Source organism: Psychrobacter sp. NPDC078929, from assembly GCF_050267985.1.
Lineage (GTDB): Bacteria > Pseudomonadota > Gammaproteobacteria > Pseudomonadales > Moraxellaceae > Psychrobacter.
Genome location: NZ_JBNNFX010000002.1, coordinates 17,129 through 34,999, shown reverse-complemented (window position 1 = coordinate 34,999; position 17,871 = coordinate 17,129). Strand labels below are relative to the sequence as shown.

Below are 17,871 nucleotides of genomic sequence, written 5' to 3'. Positions count from 1 at the left end.
AGACAGAGTGGCGTCAAACACATAACATTTGACTGCCCTCTATCGTAACAGATGTAATTAAATGTTGCTAGCTAGTAAATGTACCTGATAAACGTTGCCAATGCTGGTCTTCTTGCGCAGTAAAAGCATGCTTAGGATCGAGTGCAAAATATGGCTGATAAGCTTCAGTGACTTGCTCGGTTTGCGACTCAATCAAACCTGCCAAAACGATACGGCCCTTTGGCGCAACCAGTGTTGCAAAGTAAGGTGCTAAACCAATAAGCGGCTTTGCTAAAATATTGGCAACAATCACTTCTACAGGCAACACATCATGTTGCGAGCAGTACTCTGTAAATTCTTCTGGTAGAAATGCCTGTAAACGTTCGCCTACATTGTTGCGTACTGCATTCTGATTGGTAGCAAGTACCGCCTGCGGGTCAATATCGACTGCATATACCTGACGTGCACCCAATAGCAAAGCAGCAATCCCTAGAATACCTGAGCCACAACCATAATCGATAACCACTTTGTCTGTTAGGTCTTGCTCTGTTAGCCAGTCTAGGCATAGGCGAGTCGTAGCATGATAGCCAGTCCCAAATGCCAAACCTGGGTCCATAATGATATTGGTGGCTTCAGGGTTAGGCGGTGTTAGCCAGTCAGGCACAATCCATAGGTCATTAGCACATTCGATAGGATGATAGTTGCTCATCCATTCGCGCTCCCAGTCTTTATCATCAACAGCCGTTAGCCAGATACGAGTAGCCTGTACTTGTGCAGCAATTTCATGACTTAATTGCTCAACCGCTTGACGACTACCTGCATCAGTAGTCGCATCAAACAATCCTGTTAGTATCACCTCATCCCAAAGCGGCGATTCACCTGGAAGTGGCTCAAACAAAGGTTGATCGCCAGCATCGTCTAAAGCTATTGATAATGCGCCTGCTTCTAACAAAAGCGCTTCAGCCAAGTCGACGTTTGATTTTTCGCATTGTAAATGCAGTTGTTGCCATGCCATAAAGATAACCTTAAGCGGAAATAAAAATAAGTGTAGGTGTTAGGGAATACCCTAGATAAGTCTACATACAACGAAATTCATGATGTATATAGATGTTTTAACTAATGAATCTAAGAGGCACAAATACTCAGCTATTAGCGCAGTGCTTGTTTTGCTTCATTGACCACGCGTGAGTTACCCTGAGCTTGTCCTGATTGCAATATAACTTGCCATAGTGCTCGTCTACGACTGCTATCCTGAGAGACGCTAAGACCACGACGTGCCATCGCTTCTGCTTTACGAGGCTGGTTCTTTTTTAATGCTACTTGTGCCAAATAGAAGTATACCGCCGATGATTTGGGCGCTAGACGCTGTGCACGGGTAAAGCTGTTCTCGGCATTGGTTAGATTGCCCGCTTTCAACTGACTGATACCTACTTGCATCAAATTGCGAAACGCAGGTAGATTACTATTATTGCTTACAGATTGTTGAGTACGTTGCTGCGAGTTTCTTCTAGCGTGCTCAAGTAATTCATTATGCGACGGTACTGATGGTTCAGAGATTATATAGTCGTTACGAGAAGGTGCAATGATAACAGGATCAGGCTGCATCACTTCTGGAGCAGGAGGCGTAAATACAGGGGTTTCTTGCGTTAACGGATTTGGTGTTTCGGACTGTTCAACCGCATCGTAAGGCTCGGTTGGATAGTTGCTTTGATCATTTGCTTCCGTGATATGCGCTGGAGCAGTTGTCGTTGATGGCACGGTCGGTTGTGACGTTGGTAATGTTTGAACAGGCGTGGTTTGCACTGTAGTCGACGTGCTAGGTGCCGTCTGACAAGCACTTAGGCTTAGCATGCCAACGATCGCGCTGCCTGCAAGTAATGTATTGTTTGACGTGATTTTATTGCGCCATAGCACTATGGTTTGTTTTACTGAAGTAGTTGTCCGTAAAGATGACACCATCATGTTAAAACCTTTTTTAAATATTAAAAGCTAAATATCAAAAACACTATTAGAGCCATTCAACAGCTAGAACCACTCAATAGCTAGAACCATTCAACAGCACGGTCATACCAAGTATCAGCACGGTCTTCATCACCTTCACTTTGCTCGCTGCTACCTGCTGCATCATCAGATTCAACATTTGGAATCTCTAAACCTTCGCGGCGACGTTGTTGATTGATATCACCTTGCTGGTTCTGAAACTGTGTCTGTTCACGAGCGCGATCTTGCTGATACAGGCTCAGCGCACAACTGCTGGCTTCTTCTGGTAGGTGAGCTGACATTACTGGTAAGTAGCGAGCGTTAGCGCAGCGTTCATTAGACAGTTTGCCTGAATTGTTCTCTAGCCATAACCACTCGATACCTTCTGGCTCTGGTAGGGCAACTGGAGTCAGTTTTAGGCGTTTCATATAATCTACCCAAACTGGTAAGGCGCCAGTGCCACCACTTAAACCAATCGGTTTATTATCATCACGACCAACCCAAACGACACTCACATAGTTACCACTATAGCCTGCAAACCAAGCATCACGGTAGTCGTTTGTTGTACCTGTTTTTCCGGCTAGGTTTAAATTACTGCCGAGTGATTGGGCGCGTCTGGCTGTACCATTTGAGACGACTTGCTGTAATGCATAGTTGGTCAAAAAGTTGGTTTCAGGTGGAATACTGCGCTGAGTGTTAAGCCCAGTACGCTGTAAGATACGGCCGCGATCATCAATGACCGTACGAATACTATGAATAGGCGTACGGAAGCCACCAGTGGCAAAGACTTGATAAATGCCAAGCATATCCATCGGACTCAAATTAACTGAGCCTAACAATGCTGATGGGTAAGGTGGTATTTTTTCTTTGATACCCATGCGCTGTAATTGCTTAGCAAAGGTATTAACGCCGAACTCCATACCTAAGCGTACTGCCGCCTGATTATAGGATTGAGATAGTGCCGTGGTAAATGGTACATAGCCATGATCACGGTTGTCGTAGTTTTTAGGGTTCCAGTCAGTACCGTCGTTTAGATTGACCGTAATAGGGGAGTCATCTACTGAACTGGCTAAGTTATAACGACCGCTCTCAAGCGCAGTCATATAAATGATAGGTTTAAGCAATGAGCCGACTTGGCGTTTGGCATCGACCGCACGGTTAAACCCTGTAAATTCACTACCACTACCTACAACAGACACTAGCTCGCCAGTCTCAGGGTTGGCACTCACTAACGCGCCTTGTAAATCCTTAGTTTTGCTACTATTACGACGCAGCTCACCAAGTTTTCTATCAACGGCCTTGTCTGCTGCCAATTGAGCGATAGGGTCTAAGGTGCTGATAATAATCAGACCTTCGTTTTTGAGGTCGTCAGAATAGTAAACGGTATTTAGCTCACGTTTAACAATATCCAAGAAGTCAGGGAACTGACTTTTGCCTTCAGCAGGCTTATCCACGATGCCAAGCGGTTGCTTTAAGGCTTTGTCGTAGTCTTCTTGGCTCAGTGTACCCATGGTCAGCATGTTATTAAGCACCACATCACGGCGTGCTTTTGAGTCGTTTGGATTACGACGTGGGTTATAGATACTTGGGCCTTTTGCCATACCAACCAGCATCGCTTGCTGATCTAAGCGCAGCTCATTAAGTGGTTTGTCAAAATAAAACTGTGATGCCAAACCAAAGCCATTGATAGAGCGGTTGCCATTTTGACCCAGATAAATCTCATTCAAATAGGTCTGTAAAATTTCATCTTTGCTGTAATGCAGTTCAAGTAGCACGGCCATCAATGCTTCATTGGCTTTGCGTTTGATAGTGCGATCTGAGTTGAGATAAAAGTTTTTGATCAGCTGCTGGGTGATTGTCGAACCACCTTGTCTGGCACCACCAGTAAAGTTATTGATTACGGCACGGGCGATACCACGTACCGATACCCCTTTATGCTCATAAAACGCGCGATCTTCGGTAGCGATAAGGGCATCAATTAACGGCTGAGGCACTTCGTCCAAAGACACAACCATCCGATCTTCATTACTGTCTGGATAGATACCACCGATATTGACAGGCTCTAGACGAATGATGCCGCTTTTGGCAGGCAGAGTACTCTGGATAGATTCTACTTTATTGCCAGAAATTGTCATTTTGATGACTTGCTCGGCATCTTTATCATTGGCGCTATACGTAAAGCCGCGCGTGTGAATAAAGTAAGTATTACCTGTTCGATGATAGGTGCCTGTACGATCATAAGCTTTGTTGCTTTGATAATTAAGCAACTCTAGCCATGTCTTCATCGTATCTCTATCGACATTGGCACCTTGATACAGCTCAAGCGGCTGCGAATACACTTTGGCTGGAATGTCCCAGCGCTTGCCCTCAAACTTATGAGTAATGGTGCGATCAAGTTTGATCAAATATAGCGCCAACAGCACCATGCCTGCGATGATGATAATTAATAGCAGACTACTAAAGACCAAGCCGCGCTGCTGCGAGGGTAGCGTGTGCATAGCAGACTTAGATGACGCTGATAACTTGGTATTTGGTAACTTGTAATTAGGTTTTTGCACGGATGTCGCACCATTTTTGGATAAAAAACTGCCTCATAATGACGCAAATTGACAAATTTTTCAATCTATCATCGTCAACGCAGGCATTTATTGGTCGTAGACTATGAGCGATGATACTGCTCATAGCGATAGCTTATAGTATAATCCCTATTAAAATACCGATACTTGTAATAAAGCGTCAGTCACTTTCAATCTGGTAGATAAACGCCATATAAGATAACAATTTACGATTGCCCTCACGATGTATTTTGTATGAATTCGCTGTTGCTAATGGTTTGCTATTAGCCGTTCGTTATGAATACTATGCTACTAACAGTAGTAATATTCATGTGATTAAAAACGGCTCTATTGCATGACGTACAGTACAGTCAATACGAGCAAGTTTGCTTTAAATGAATGCATTTTAAGCAAGCCTGTCAAAGGAAGTAAGCGCGACTATGTCTAGTATCCCATCATCAGTATCATCTGCTACCAATCACTCTTATGAAGACACTTCTATCATCGAAGGCTTAGTGCTTCCGCTGGCTGACCACTGCTTTCACTGCGGCGATCCCGTACCTCAGCCACCGTTTTATGCTGAGATATTAGGTCAGTCACGAGAGATGTGTTGTATGGGCTGTCAGTTAGCTGCCCAAAGCATAGTAGAGGCTGGTCTTGAGCAGTATTATCTTGACCGATCGGAAATTAATCGTACGGCAAGTTTGCCAACTCAGCTGACGCGTCTTGAGGTCTACGATCATGACGAGATAAAATCACAGTTCGTTTACGCGCAAGATGGCATGTCAGTAGCAGAGCTGTCGGTTAATAACTTACGCTGTGCTGCCTGTACTTGGCTGATTGAGTCGCGTCTCGATGAGCTAGAGGGTATTGGTAAATGTCAGGTAAATCTGACCAACCAACGTATGCGGGTCATTTGGGATGAAAACAAATTACCCATCAGTCGTATTTTAGCGGTCATCAACGAAATCGGCTACGAAGCCAAGCCTTATCGCCAAGATACACACGAAGCCATGCTGGCACGTCATAACAATCAAATGCTATTGCGTCTCGGCATCGCTGCACTAGGTTCGATGCAAGCGATGATGTATGCCGTTGCGCTTTATTTTGGTGAGTATAGCGACATGTTGATATTCCAACGTGACTTTTTGCGTTGGGTGTCTTTATTTGTGAGTACGCCTGTATTTTTCTATGCTGGCATTCCTTTCTTCACCTCTGCATGGTCAGCAATTCGTGCGCGCCAAGTCAATATGGATGTGCCCGTCAGTCTTGCATTGATTATCACTTTCTTTGCCAGTCTCTACGCTACCATCACTGGGCAAGGGGAGACGTATTATGACTCGGTCAGCATGTTTATCTTCTTTCTGTTAGCAGGGCGTTATATCGAGCATAACGCACGTCTAAAAGCCGCGACTATGGCTAATGATTTGGTGGTGGTCGAGCCGGTATTGGTGCAAAAAGTCGCTGAAGACAAAGCAGCTGCCGAGCGTATTTTACAACTGCTGAAAGAAAATGAGTCTCAGCAAGATGAGCTTATTGAAAATGAAACTACTAAAGGTGAGTCGGCTACAGTAGAGCCGATGCCTGACTTTATGCAGCGTATGGACGCCAATGTTTATCAGCTCACATCGCGTATCGCTCAAGAATGGCAGCAGTCACGTAACCAACCGAATACGCAATCACAGCCCGAAGGCGATATAGAGTCAAAGCAAATGGTCACCGCTCATAGTTTACAAGTGGGCGACATCATTTTGGTTGAAGCGGGTTCTGAGATTATCAGTGATGGTATCTTGCTAAGCTCTACTGCAACAGTGTCACAAAGTCTACTGACGGGCGAGGGTGATTTAATCATCAAATCTCAAGGCGATTATATTGTTGGTGGTGCACAAAACGATAGCCAGCCGTTTGAGATGCTAGTCACCGCCTTACCAAAAGACAGTCAGATAGGCTTAATTGATCGATTGATGAATCGTGCCATGAGCGAAAAACCCAAATTGGCGCAGCAAGCAGATAAGCTGGCACGTTGGTTTGTCGCGCGTATTTTGGTTTTATCCGTCTTAGTATTTGTCGGCTGGTATATTGTTGACCCAAGCCAAGCCATTTGGGCAACCGTGGCAGTCTTAGTCGCTACTTGTCCATGTGCATTGTCATTGGCGACGCCGATTGCCTTGACCGTCTCAACCAATCGTCTGGCAAGTTATGGTTTTTTGACGACGCGTGGACATACATTACAAACGCTAGCTGAAATCACGCATGTTGCTTTTGATAAAACTGGCACGCTGACTTATGGCAAACCAAACCTACTAAATATCGAGTTAATCACATCAAAAAGCCAGACCGAAACTGACGATTTGTCATTAACAGCGCAAAAAGATACGCTGTTGGCAATTGCAGCTGCACTAGAAGTAGGGAGTCGTCATCCAATTGCCCACGCGTTACTGACGGCAGCCTATCAGTTACATCTACCATCGACGCAAGCCGTACAGCATTATCCAGCAGGCGGTGTAGAAGCGATGATTGATGGCACTGTATATCGAATCGGTCACAAGGACTTTGCGTTAGATAAAACAAATGACAGCGCCAATGATATAGATGCTAGTAATGATTTAACCATTGATCTGGTAGCTCAGCGAGCCAGCTCAGCAGTGGTATTGTCTTATCAAAATACTGATAGCAAAAAATGGCAAGCGCTGGCATGCTTTTATTTCAATGACAAGGTACGTGATAGTGCGCAGTCGATGCTCGATACGCTTAAAGCACTAGGTATCGAGTCTGTTATGTTGACAGGTGATCCAAGCCCGCAAGCGCTAGTCATGGCTGAGAGTTTAGGTATGCAAGCAGCATACAATGGACTATCACCAACTGATAAGGTCAATCATATCCAGCAGTTGCAAGCTAATGGTGCTGTGGTATTGATGGTAGGTGATGGTATCAACGATGCACCAGTGCTAGCCGCAGCAGATGTGTCGACCTCGATTGCAGGTGCGGCAGACTTAGCACAAGTATCTAGTGATAGTATTATCTTAAATGGACAGATCGAGGCCATCACTGCGGCTAAACGCATCTCTGATAAGACGGAACGTATTATCAAGCAAAATTTCCGTTGGGCGCTCGCTTACAACAGTATCGTCCTGATACCAGCGGCTTTAGGCTATGTGCCACCATGGCTCGCTGCAATTGGTATGTCGCTCAGCTCATTGTTTGTTGTATTAAATGCATTGCGTCTAAAACGTGCTTAGTCTCTTTAAAAAGTATTTAATGTAAACAGGTCTGTAAAGTTTGCCCATAAAAAAACCGCCTTGCATCAAATGGAAGGCGGTTTTTTCTATACAGAGATACTGTTAGGTTACTCTTACAATTAGTCTTGTAGATAGCTTAGCAGACGCATAAATTCGATATACATCCAGACGAGGGTTGCAAGAATACCAATACTGAACAACCATTCGTAATCTTCAGAAACACCCATCGCAACACCGCGATCAATATTATCGAAATCTAATAGCAAGGTGAAAGAAGCGATAACGATGACAAATAAGCTAAAGCCAATAGCGATAGCGCCACCTTCAAATAGGAACGGCAATGATGAACCAAACGCTAGAGAAAGTACCCACTGTGCTACATAAACAAGCATAATGGCAATAACCGCTGAGGTCACGATAGAGCGGAACTTTTCAGTAACCTTAACTAAACCTGAACGATATAAACCTAGCATAACTGCAGCTGTGACGAAAGTTGCACACATTGCAGTGACTGGTACTGTTGGATACATTCTCATGAAAAATAATGAGATGCCGCCCAAAAAGATACCTTCTAACAAGGCGTAAGGCACTGCCAAAGTCTTGGCTTTTTGCGGCTTAAAGGTAATAAAAAGAGCCAGAACAAACGCAGCAATCATGCTACCAAAGGCTGCCATCGTAATAAAACCTTGCGATAAACCTGCCATAAGCGCATAAAAGAAAAAGCCCACACCAGTAATGGCTGATAAACCAAGTAACAAGCTGGTCTTTTGAATTACGCCCTTGACCGTCATTGGATTACCGCCGATCGCAAGTTCTGCGCGACTGACAATAGGATTGGCCATACATAAGTCCTTAATAATAAAATATAAAAATAGTGATGTTAGTTACTTTAGCAAAACCGCCATTATTGTCAACTGTGTTTGCGTGACAACTGCTGCGGTGCAACCTCAGGCTGTTCATTGTCTAGTGCATCGAGCTACAGTATCGCCCAATACGCTAATTGAAAAACTGAACAGACAGATCTGACTAAGTAAAACATTCGATAGCTTTTATATGGGGTCAGTTACGACAGTTAACAACGATAATTCATAAACATGCTAGTCTAAGCGCGCATTTATCGCTATCATTACCTTGTACTTCACCGTTATACCGAGTCGTTTTATGGAAAACTCAGCGCAGTCAGCAAGATTGCCACACTTACATGAATCAGAGCTATTCCACGCTATTAAAAACCCCGCCTTTAGGCGTATTGGTCTAATGGGCCGTGCTGGTAAACGTAGTGTCACTCAAAGCTTGGTACAGATTGCCCAAACCGTGAATGATATGAATTTGACGTTGATAATGGATGTACAAACGGCCAATTTGCCAACGCTTGATCTCACAGACATAGAAAGAGTCAAAATCGTCAAACGTGGTTTGATTGGTGAGATTTGTGATTTGGTTATTGTTGTTGGCGGTGATGGTTCGATACTACATGCGGCTGAAGCGCTAGCACGCTACCGTGTACCTGTATTAGGGGTTAACCGTGGTCGTTTAGGATTTTTAGCAGATGTAAAACCTGATGAAGCTGCCTTTAAGTTACGCCAAGTATTGATGGGGGACTATCAACTGGACCATCGGTTTTTATTGACTATGGAGATACGAGAAGGGCGCAAAATTATCCATGAAGACATGGCGCTGAACGACATCGTACTGCATGCTGGTAAATCCGTACATATGATTGATTTTCAGATGAAAATTGATGGACATGACGTTTATAGACAGCATAGTGATGGCTTGATAGCAGCAACACCGACTGGTTCTACTGCTTATGCCTTATCAGGTGGCGGTCCAATTATTCATCCGAGTATGGACGCTATTTGTCTGGTGCCGATGCATCCCCATACATTATCTAGCAGACCGATTGTGGTCAGCGGTAATAGTGAGGTTTGTATTCGTATCCACGAAGACAATCGTACTCAGCCGATGGTAAGTGCGGACGGTAAGCCAAGCGTGCCACTTGAGCAAGAGCAGCGCCTCCATATTCGTAAGCATCCTGATAAGCTTACCTTGTTGCACCCACCTGGGTTTGACTTTTATGAGGCCTGCCGTACAAAGCTGCACTGGAACGTACATGCCGAAGAATTCAGTCTTGATGTCGATGATGATATTATAGACGATGAATAAGCGTATCTATTAGACCAAAATATGATGCAAAAAATGGTAGTGGAGAGTAGGCAAGATGGATAAACAAACAATACTAGCAAGTCTAACGCCCGAAGTGGTTGATAAATTTCGTATGGCGATTGAGCTAGGTAAATGGCCTGACGGTCGTAAGATTACCGCTGAGCAGCGTGAGACTTGTATGCAAGCTGTGATGGTATGGGAACATGAGCATCTGCCGCCAGCTGAGCGTACAGGTTATATTCATAAACCCGTAAAAGACGATGGTACTGTCGTTGGCGCTGAATGTGATGTCGAGCACGAGCATCACTACCCTAATATGCCGAATCCTAAAGGTGCGGTACAGCCTGTTAAGTTTCGTGATAAATAGATTTATAAATAAGTTGTAATAGTTGTGATAAAAACAATTATCATAAAAAGCCACGCTATATAGCGTGGCTTTTTTACTTTATCAATAATTAAATTATCAGAAATAGCTTAATCATCATAGACGATTAAATAGCAGTCGTATCGACACTAGGACGAACCGTTAGCGGGTTCTTTTGCATCAAAAATCCTTGCCAGCCCCAATGTAAAAAATTACGGATATTGGCATGATCGGTACCGTTAGGCGTTGCTTGAACCTTGGCATAATGCTCGCCAAATAGCTTAAGCGTGTCCAATTGGTTCAGGCCATGGTGCTTAGCAAAACCAAAAATCTTTGCGCTACCTTCGTTCTCACCGGCTGCATTATGTACCATTCCATTTACGAAAGGAGCAGGCGCATAGCGATAAAAATCATCGATAAAGCTGATGACATCATTGAATCCAATGGCTTTTTTGTTCAAACCATTAAGTAATGCCGATACATCTGATTGGCGGATACTCATAAATAAATGACCTCAGAGCAGATTAAAAAAACAATATAATATTTATGTGTGCTCAATGATGATAGTAGCCGTTGAGCGTTCAGCATTATAATTTAGCTAGCTTAGCGATTAAAGTAGTCTTCGTCATCAAACGAAGGCGAAAAGTTGCCTTGTTCAAGATGCTGCATTTGCGACTGTACAGAACGCTCATGCTGAATACGTTGATAAATCTCTTCGCGGTGTACTGCAATATCTTTAGGTGCGTTTACACCGATACGTACTTGATTGCCTTTGACGCCTAGAACCGTCACACTTACTTCGTCGCCAATCATTAGCGTTTCGCCCACGCGGCGTGTCAAAATTAACATGCGTCACACTCCTTATGTCGCATCAACAAATTATTACTCATCAGATTACTTCTCAATTGCAGAACATCACCGCAGCACCAAACATGCAATATAACCATTATCACGATGCCAGATATCGTGCCAATAGCGGTAATGATAGGTAGATTCATTTAGCCCAAATGAAAGCCCCATTATAGGCGGCATAACAGATACTGTCACGGTTTTTCACAAAACTATTAGGTAAATGCTCATTTCAACTATGCTAAAAAATAAAAATAGGACCTAAAAAGATCCTATTTTATTTAAGTACTGTTTTTATTTAGATACTATTAATTCAAACGCTATTAATTTAAATGCTGTTTATCTATATACTATATAAAGTATAAAGTCATTAATAGCGATTAATAGATAACCATTAAAGCTAATGCTATATTTTAACAGTTTTTATGTCTTATAGCCCAGCGATTTTGCTTTCACCGTCTTCACGATCTAGGCCAAATGCCGTGTGCAATGACTTAACGGCTTTTTCTAAGTGTTGATCCTGAATTAGGACCGACACTTTGATTTCGCTGGTTGAAATCATTTGGATATTGATGTTGTTTTCAGCCAGTGTTTGGAACATAAGACTAGCGACACCTGCGTGTGAACGCATGCCAACACCAACCAATGACACTTTGACGACTTCACTGTTGCCCAATATTTCTTTGGCGCCAATTTCATCTTTTACTTCTTCGTTAAGCACTTTTAGCGTCTTATCTAAATCAGTGCGGTTAACCGTGAAAGTAAAATCAGTGGTACCGTTATCCGAAAGGTTTTGTACAATCATATCGATTTCGATATTGGCACGACCAATTGGGCTTAAGATAGCAGAGGCGATACCAGGATGGTCAGGCACGCCGCGTACTAAGATTTTTGCTTCGTCTCTATTGAACGCGATACCTGAGATGATTGCCTGTTCCATATTGTCTCCTTCGTCTATCGTAATTAGGGTACCCACGTTGTCTTGAAATTCTTGGTCAAAGCTACCGTCTGTGTTTTCATCAAAGCTAGAGAGTACACGTAGCGGCACGCCATATTTACCAGCGAATTCTACTGAGCGAATTTGTAGAATCTTAGAGCCAAGACTTGCCATTTCAAGCATTTCTTCAAATGTAATTTTTTCAAGTTTTTTGGCTTTTGAGGTCACGCGAGGGTCAGTGGTATAGACGCCATCGACGTCGGTATAAATTTGACACTCGTCAGCGCCCAAGGCCGCGGCAATCGCCACACCTGTGGTATCAGAACCACCGCGTCCTAATGTGGTCGCGTTGCCTTCTTCGTCGATACCTTGGAAACCTGCCACAATAACGATATTGCCAGCATCTAATTGCTCACGTATGTTTTTGTCATCGATGCTTTCGATACGGGCTTTGTTATGGGCGTTGTCGGTCTTAATCGCGACTTGGCGACCAGTCATTGAACGGGCACCAATACCAAGCTCTTTAATGGCCATAGCGAGGAGTGAGATAGAAACCTGCTCACCTGTTGAGACCATCTGATCGTATTCGCGAGGATCAGGTTGCGTGCTAATTTGGCGAGCTAGATCAATCAAACGGTTGGTTTCGCCGCTCATGGCTGAGACCACGACGACCACTTGATGACCATTGTCATGCCAGCGTTTGACTCGTTTGGCGACGTTTTTGATGCGGTCGATACTGCCCATCGAGGTGCCGCCGTATTTCTGTACTATTAACGCCATAAAAATCTACCTATTTATTCAATAATGACTTTTTATTGTCATTGATGAGAGTCAATGTGATGCTCGTCAATGCTTGTATAGATAAAGCCAGATGATAAGAGTTATGCCTTTAGGTCTTTCATTCTTCTAATGGTATCTATCAACCTTATGGAATGAACAATATGCCCAAACGTTGACCTTTATACCATATCTGCCGCATAACTTTAAGCCTCAGGAGCGCTTAGATGTATGGCGATTGGTTATAGTAGTTATAACCAATCACGTATTCTATGCGTAGTGGAGTAAAGCTATGCGATAAATATAAGGTACATTGTGACGCGCTATACCAGTATATTCGCGAGTTTAATATTCGCCAGCTTAGCTAAGCTGGGTTTCAATCCAAGCAGGTAGAGCGCTGATAACCGCTGTACTATTGCCAGACTTCGGTGCACCGCCTTGTGCGTAGTCAGGCTTACCGCCACCTTTACCACCAAGCTCACCTGCCAAGTGACGAATAATATCACCAGCCTTCACTTTGGCAGTAACAGATTTTGCGACGCTCGCTGCGAGTGCTAACTGGTCATCTTTATCACCAATTAATACAATCACGCTATCAGGCAGTTTTGATTTGATATCGTCCATCAGCGTACGGATAGATTTACCATCGATACCGCTTAAGGTGCTGATAAGAACTGGCGTACCGGCGATCGTTTGTACATCATCAAGCAAATTGGCTGCTTGAGCGCTGGCGATTTTTTGCTGCAAGCGCTCTAGTTGTTTTTCTAGGTCGCGTTGCTTATCAGCCATCGTACGGACACGCTGCGCTACTTCAGGACGTTTTACTTTTAGCTGACTTGTGAGCTCGCTCAGTTGTTGCTCGCTTTGCTGAATGTTTTTGACCGCGTTCATGCCAGTGACAGCTTCAACTCGGCGGATACCAGCAGCAATACCAGACTCACTGGTGATTTTTAGCACACCGATATCGCCAGTACGCTGTACGTGCAAGCCACCACATAGCTCGATAGAGAAAGGCTTGCGCTGACCATCAACGATACGATCTGTACCCATGGTTAGGACTCGAACGTCACTGCCATACTTTTCGCCAAACAGTGCCATAGCGCCTTGATTCATCGCTTCGTCAATCGACATATGCTCGATACGGGCAGGGGTGTTGGCTTGAATTTGCTCATTAACGAGACGTTCAACACGCATGATCTCAGCGGCGCTGACAGGTTTGTCATAAGCAAAGTCAAAACGTAACACTTCGCTTGAAACTAGTGAGCCTTTTTGCGTGACCGCGTCGCCCAGCACTTCTCTTAGCGCTGCATGCAATAGGTGAGTGGCTGAGTGGTTTTTGGCGCTGGCTGCACGAATGCTGGACAGTACTTGCGCTTCAGCAGTCTGCTTAGTACTGATATCACCCATGGTCACGACACCATAATGGATAATCGCCTGACCAGATTTTTTGGTATCTTGTACTTCAAAGACGCCAGATGCTGTACGAATTTCACCAAGCTCACCAACTTGACCACCACCTTCGGCATAAAATGGGGTGCGATCTAATACCACAACGCCTTCCATGCCTTCTGTTAAGCTGTCTGCTGGGTTGCCGTCTTGATAAAGCGCGTCAATAGTCACGCCGTCTTCTTCAAGCTGCTCATAGCCGATAAATGTCGTTGGTGTTTCTACTTGGATGACACTGCTGTAATCGACGTCAAACTTGCCAGCATCACGCGCACGCTCACGTTGTGCCTGCATATGCTCATCAAATTCCGCTTCATCAATAGCAATACCACGCTCACGAGTGATATCGGCGGTCAAATCAAGTGGGAAACCATAGGTATCATAAAGCTTAAATGCCGCTTCACCAGATAGCGTATCGCCATCTTGCAAGCCTTCAAGTTCGCTGGCAAGTAAACGTAAGCCTTGTGCCAGTGTTTTAGCAAACTGTGCTTCTTCTTTTTGAATGGCGTTTTCGATGACGCTCTGCTTGTCTTTTAGCTCAGGATAGGCACTGCCCATTTCAGCCACAAGCGGCGCAACCATTTTATAGAAGAATTCGCTATCAGCACCAAGTTTGTTGCCATGACGTACTGCGCGACGAATGACACGGCGCAATACATAGCCACGACCTTCGTTACTTGGCGTGACACCATCAGCAATCAAAAATGCTACAGCACGAATATGGTCGGCGATGACTTTTAATGATGATTGTTGCTCATTATTGATTTCTAAGATGTCAGCCGCTGCGTCCATCAAATGGACAAACAAGTCGATCTCATAGTTGCCATGAACGCCTTGCATGATGGCACTAATACGCTCAAGCCCCATGCCTGTATCGACGCTAGGTGCAGGGAGTGGTAATAGCGTGCCGTCTTTTTGACGATTGAACTGCATGAATACGCAGTTCCAAATCTCAATATAGCGATCGCCGTCTTCTTCTGGGGTACCTGGCAAGCCGCCTTCGATGTCGGCGCCATGGTCATAAAAGACTTCGGTACAAGGACCACAAGGACCAGTATCACCCATTGTCCAAAAGTTATCAGAAGCGTAAGGAGCACCCTTGTTATCACCAATACGAATGATGCGCTCACTTGGAATGCCGATATTTTTATTCCAAATCTCAAAGGCTTCGTCGTCAGTTTCATAGATAGTGACATAAAGACGATTTTTATCAATCGCTAACCACTTCTCCGAGGTCAAAAACTCCCAAATGTACTCGATGCCTGCTTGCTTGAAATAATCACCAAACGAGAAATTACCAAGCATTTCAAAGAAAGTATGATGACGTGCGGTATAGCCGACATTATCCAAATCATTATGTTTGCCGCCAGCACGTACGCACTTTTGCGAGGTTACCGCACGTGTATAGTCACGTGGTTCCATACCCAAAAAGGTTTCTTTAAATTGATTCATACCGGCATTGGTAAATAGCAATGTCGGATCATTGTGTGGAATCAAGCTAGACGATGAAACTTGGGTGTGCTGCTTGCTTATGAAAAAATCGATAAAGGCTTGGCGAATATCGGCTGAGCGAAATGGCTGGCTCACAGCGGCTCCTTACTGACGGATAGAATTGAGTAAATGACATAAAATAATTTTGCAAGCGATTTTAGCACAAACGCCCAAGCTCTTGGTACAAGAGTTATAACTACTAGGTTATTATACGTGTGCTAGTCATCGCCTAATTTATAGAGTATTAAGATTAATTGGTCAAAATTGCCGCATCCGTTTCATCCAATTTGTCTTGCGTCGTTGGATTGGACTCGATTACTTGCACAGGCAAATAACGTAGTTGGAGCTTAATTGGCAAGTACTCTGGGAAATTCTCTGCCATATCATTAGTAATGAGTGTCTCAATCTGGCGTACGTCATATGAGCTCGGCAAAGTCTCTCCACGTACGATTGCCCGCACTACTTGATTTTCTTCTGAGGTATCAAATTGCGTATTGGTTAATACATTGCCTTGGTCGATAAAGTAGTTGTTAATGGTTTCTTTGACATTACTCTCAAACACTTGCTGCTTGGCATTGGTCTGTAGGTTGATGGTTAAGTAGGCACCTAAGCCACCAAGTAGTAATAAAGTCACGGCGTTACGCTGCAAAAAAGTCAAATAGGTATTGGATTTATAATCGTCATCGACCAAACGACGAAACCCTAAGACCCACAATACAAGCGCATTGGTAAACTGGATAGCAAGAATGTTGGTCGCTGCCAATAATAGCGCACCAAGCCCAAGCTGCATCTCGCCATTAGCGAGCAAGATACCACTAGCAGCCAGTGGTGGCACCAAGGCTGTGGCAACCGCAACGCCAACAACCGCAACCGAGAGATGCGGAGATACCATCGCGTACGCGCCAGCTGTACCACCTGCTAAGGCAATCATTAAATCCATAGAGGTGGGCTGGGTACGTGATAGGATTTCTGCCGTTAGCGGTTGGTCTTTATGTAGCCAACCAACGATAAAGCCGACCAATACCACCAGCGAGACACCGATAATAACGGTAAAAAGCGACTTACGTAGCAGTGGCATACGGTGATCGATAATTGCTAGCGCTATACCCGTAATAGGGCCTAGCATCATCGCAACTAACATTGCTCCAATGACCACGGCTGCTGAATTGGTCACTAGGCCATAACTCGCAATGATGGCAGATAAGATGTTCATGATGAAGTACATCTTGCTAGGCAGCGCGTTCGCCTCGATTCTAACCCGTACTTCTGGGTAATCTACCTTTTGATTGCTGAACTGCTCGGCGACAAACTGCTTATAAGATTCAAGCTTGGCTTCTTTTTCCTCTTGAACCTCATCTTCGTCACTTTCATCTTGAGGTTTTTGAGCGTCGCTATCTTCTACATCGTTGTTTTTACTTTGGTTTTTATCTTCTGAGTCATTATTTTGATGGTCGTCATCGCGACTAGATTTGTTTTTTGTTTTTGGTTGATTGGCTGTTTTGTTATCTGATGACTGTGCTGCGATATTTGTGTCATCAGCAGGGTCGTCTTCTACTTCTACCGTTACTTCAGCATCACTATCATCTTGAGCACTTTTTTCTGTTGTTTCTGCCGTATCCGACTGGAAGAAATCGGACTTCTCTTTCGCTTCTATAGACTCTGATTCTGCAACCTCAGACGCTTCAGTATTTGATTGTGACTCAGGTTCTGTCGATTCTAAGGTTGCTACGACCACATCGTCACTGATAGTTTCCATGGTTATCTCAGCGTCAGGTGGCTGCGCACATTCAGTGTCTACTTCGGAGTCTATTTCGCCATCTGTATCAGTCGATTGCTTGTGTTGATTGTCTTCGCTTTCATCATTGTCTACAGCGGCATCATCAACTACTGGGTCAATTGTCGCGTCTTGATTGTGAGAGGCGTCAATAATGATTGGTGAATCATTTTGATCCACTGAGTTAGGCGCAGTGTTTTTTTCAGATGAGGACATAGCAGATAGCGTTCTTAGTAGGTAAAGAAAGTCATTATTGTAATGATAAATAGATAAAGATATAGGGGATTCTTGAAAATATAAAAAAGAGTTGAGAG

General features: G+C 44.1%; 11 protein-coding genes and 1 pseudogene. 3 read left to right on the top strand and 9 right to left on the bottom strand.

Annotated elements, in window-relative coordinates; genetic code table 11:
• Positions 1-67: 67 nt before the first annotated feature.
• The 3 genes from prmA to mrcB all read right to left on the bottom strand — a co-directional run bounded on the left by prmA (position 68) and on the right by mrcB (position 4,517).
• Entirely contained in the window at positions 68-994 is a 927-nt protein-coding gene (gene prmA, locus ACQKCG_RS01395) for a 50S ribosomal protein L11 methyltransferase (RefSeq protein WP_102094262.1), read from the bottom strand.
• A 134-nt stretch (positions 995-1,128) separates the two neighbouring features.
• Entirely contained in the window at positions 1,129-1,941 is an 813-nt protein-coding gene (locus ACQKCG_RS01390) for a tetratricopeptide repeat protein (RefSeq protein ID WP_228153215.1), read from the bottom strand.
• An 80-nt stretch (positions 1,942-2,021) separates the two neighbouring features.
• Positions 2,022-4,517 carry a penicillin-binding protein 1B gene (mrcB, locus tag ACQKCG_RS01385; RefSeq protein ID WP_416220489.1) on the bottom strand — a complete coding sequence of 832 codons (2,496 nt, stop codon included), beginning with the start codon at positions 4,515-4,517 and terminating at the stop codon, positions 2,022-2,024.
• 437 nt (positions 4,518-4,954) lie between these two features.
• On the opposite strand from mrcB, the gene ACQKCG_RS01380 reads away from it, so the two are divergent.
• Positions 4,955-7,753 carry a heavy metal translocating P-type ATPase gene (locus ACQKCG_RS01380; RefSeq protein ID WP_371546754.1) on the top strand — a complete coding sequence of 933 codons (2,799 nt, stop codon included), beginning with the start codon at positions 4,955-4,957 and terminating at the stop codon, positions 7,751-7,753.
• A gap of 119 nt (positions 7,754-7,872) precedes the next feature.
• On the opposite strand, the gene ACQKCG_RS01375 is transcribed toward ACQKCG_RS01380, so the two are convergent.
• Positions 7,873-8,595, bottom strand: a complete 723-nt coding sequence (locus ACQKCG_RS01375) for a Bax inhibitor-1/YccA family protein (RefSeq protein ID WP_057759239.1) — start codon at positions 8,593-8,595, stop codon at positions 7,873-7,875.
• A 319-nt stretch (positions 8,596-8,914) separates the two neighbouring features.
• Here ACQKCG_RS01375 and ACQKCG_RS01370 point away from each other — a divergent pair, with 319 nt between their 5' ends.
• Positions 8,915-9,919: an NAD(+) kinase gene (locus ACQKCG_RS01370; protein WP_179798759.1), complete on the top strand. Its 1,005-nt coding sequence runs from the start codon at positions 8,915-8,917 to the stop codon at positions 9,917-9,919.
• 55 nt (positions 9,920-9,974) lie between these two features.
• Complete coding sequence (locus ACQKCG_RS01365) at positions 9,975-10,286, top strand: YeaC family protein (RefSeq protein WP_102094259.1); 312 nt, start codon at positions 9,975-9,977, stop codon at positions 10,284-10,286.
• Positions 10,287-10,410: 124 nt separating this feature from the next.
• On the opposite strand, the gene ACQKCG_RS01360 is transcribed toward ACQKCG_RS01365, so the two are convergent.
• The 5 genes and pseudogenes from ACQKCG_RS01360 to ACQKCG_RS01340 form a co-directional block, all read right to left on the bottom strand.
• Positions 10,411-10,785, bottom strand: coding sequence for a HopJ type III effector protein (locus ACQKCG_RS01360; protein ID WP_057759243.1), 375 nt, complete (start codon positions 10,783-10,785; stop codon positions 10,411-10,413).
• Between the two features lie 179 nt (positions 10,786-10,964).
• A pseudogene (gene csrA, locus ACQKCG_RS01355) lies at positions 10,965-11,132 on the bottom strand (carbon storage regulator CsrA); the annotation flags it as partial.
• 430 nt (positions 11,133-11,562) lie between these two features.
• Positions 11,563-12,849, bottom strand: a complete 1,287-nt coding sequence (locus ACQKCG_RS01350) for an aspartate kinase (protein WP_057759246.1) — start codon at positions 12,847-12,849, stop codon at positions 11,563-11,565.
• 357 nt (positions 12,850-13,206) lie between these two features.
• Positions 13,207-15,879, bottom strand: a complete 2,673-nt coding sequence (gene alaS / locus ACQKCG_RS01345; RefSeq protein WP_102094258.1) for an alanine--tRNA ligase — start codon at positions 15,877-15,879, stop codon at positions 13,207-13,209.
• A gap of 154 nt (positions 15,880-16,033) precedes the next feature.
• Positions 16,034-17,773 (bottom strand): DUF389 domain-containing protein, encoded by a 1,740-nt coding sequence (locus tag ACQKCG_RS01340; RefSeq protein ID WP_102094256.1) that lies wholly within the window; start codon positions 17,771-17,773, stop codon positions 16,034-16,036.
• Between the last annotated feature and the right edge of the window lie 98 nt (positions 17,774-17,871).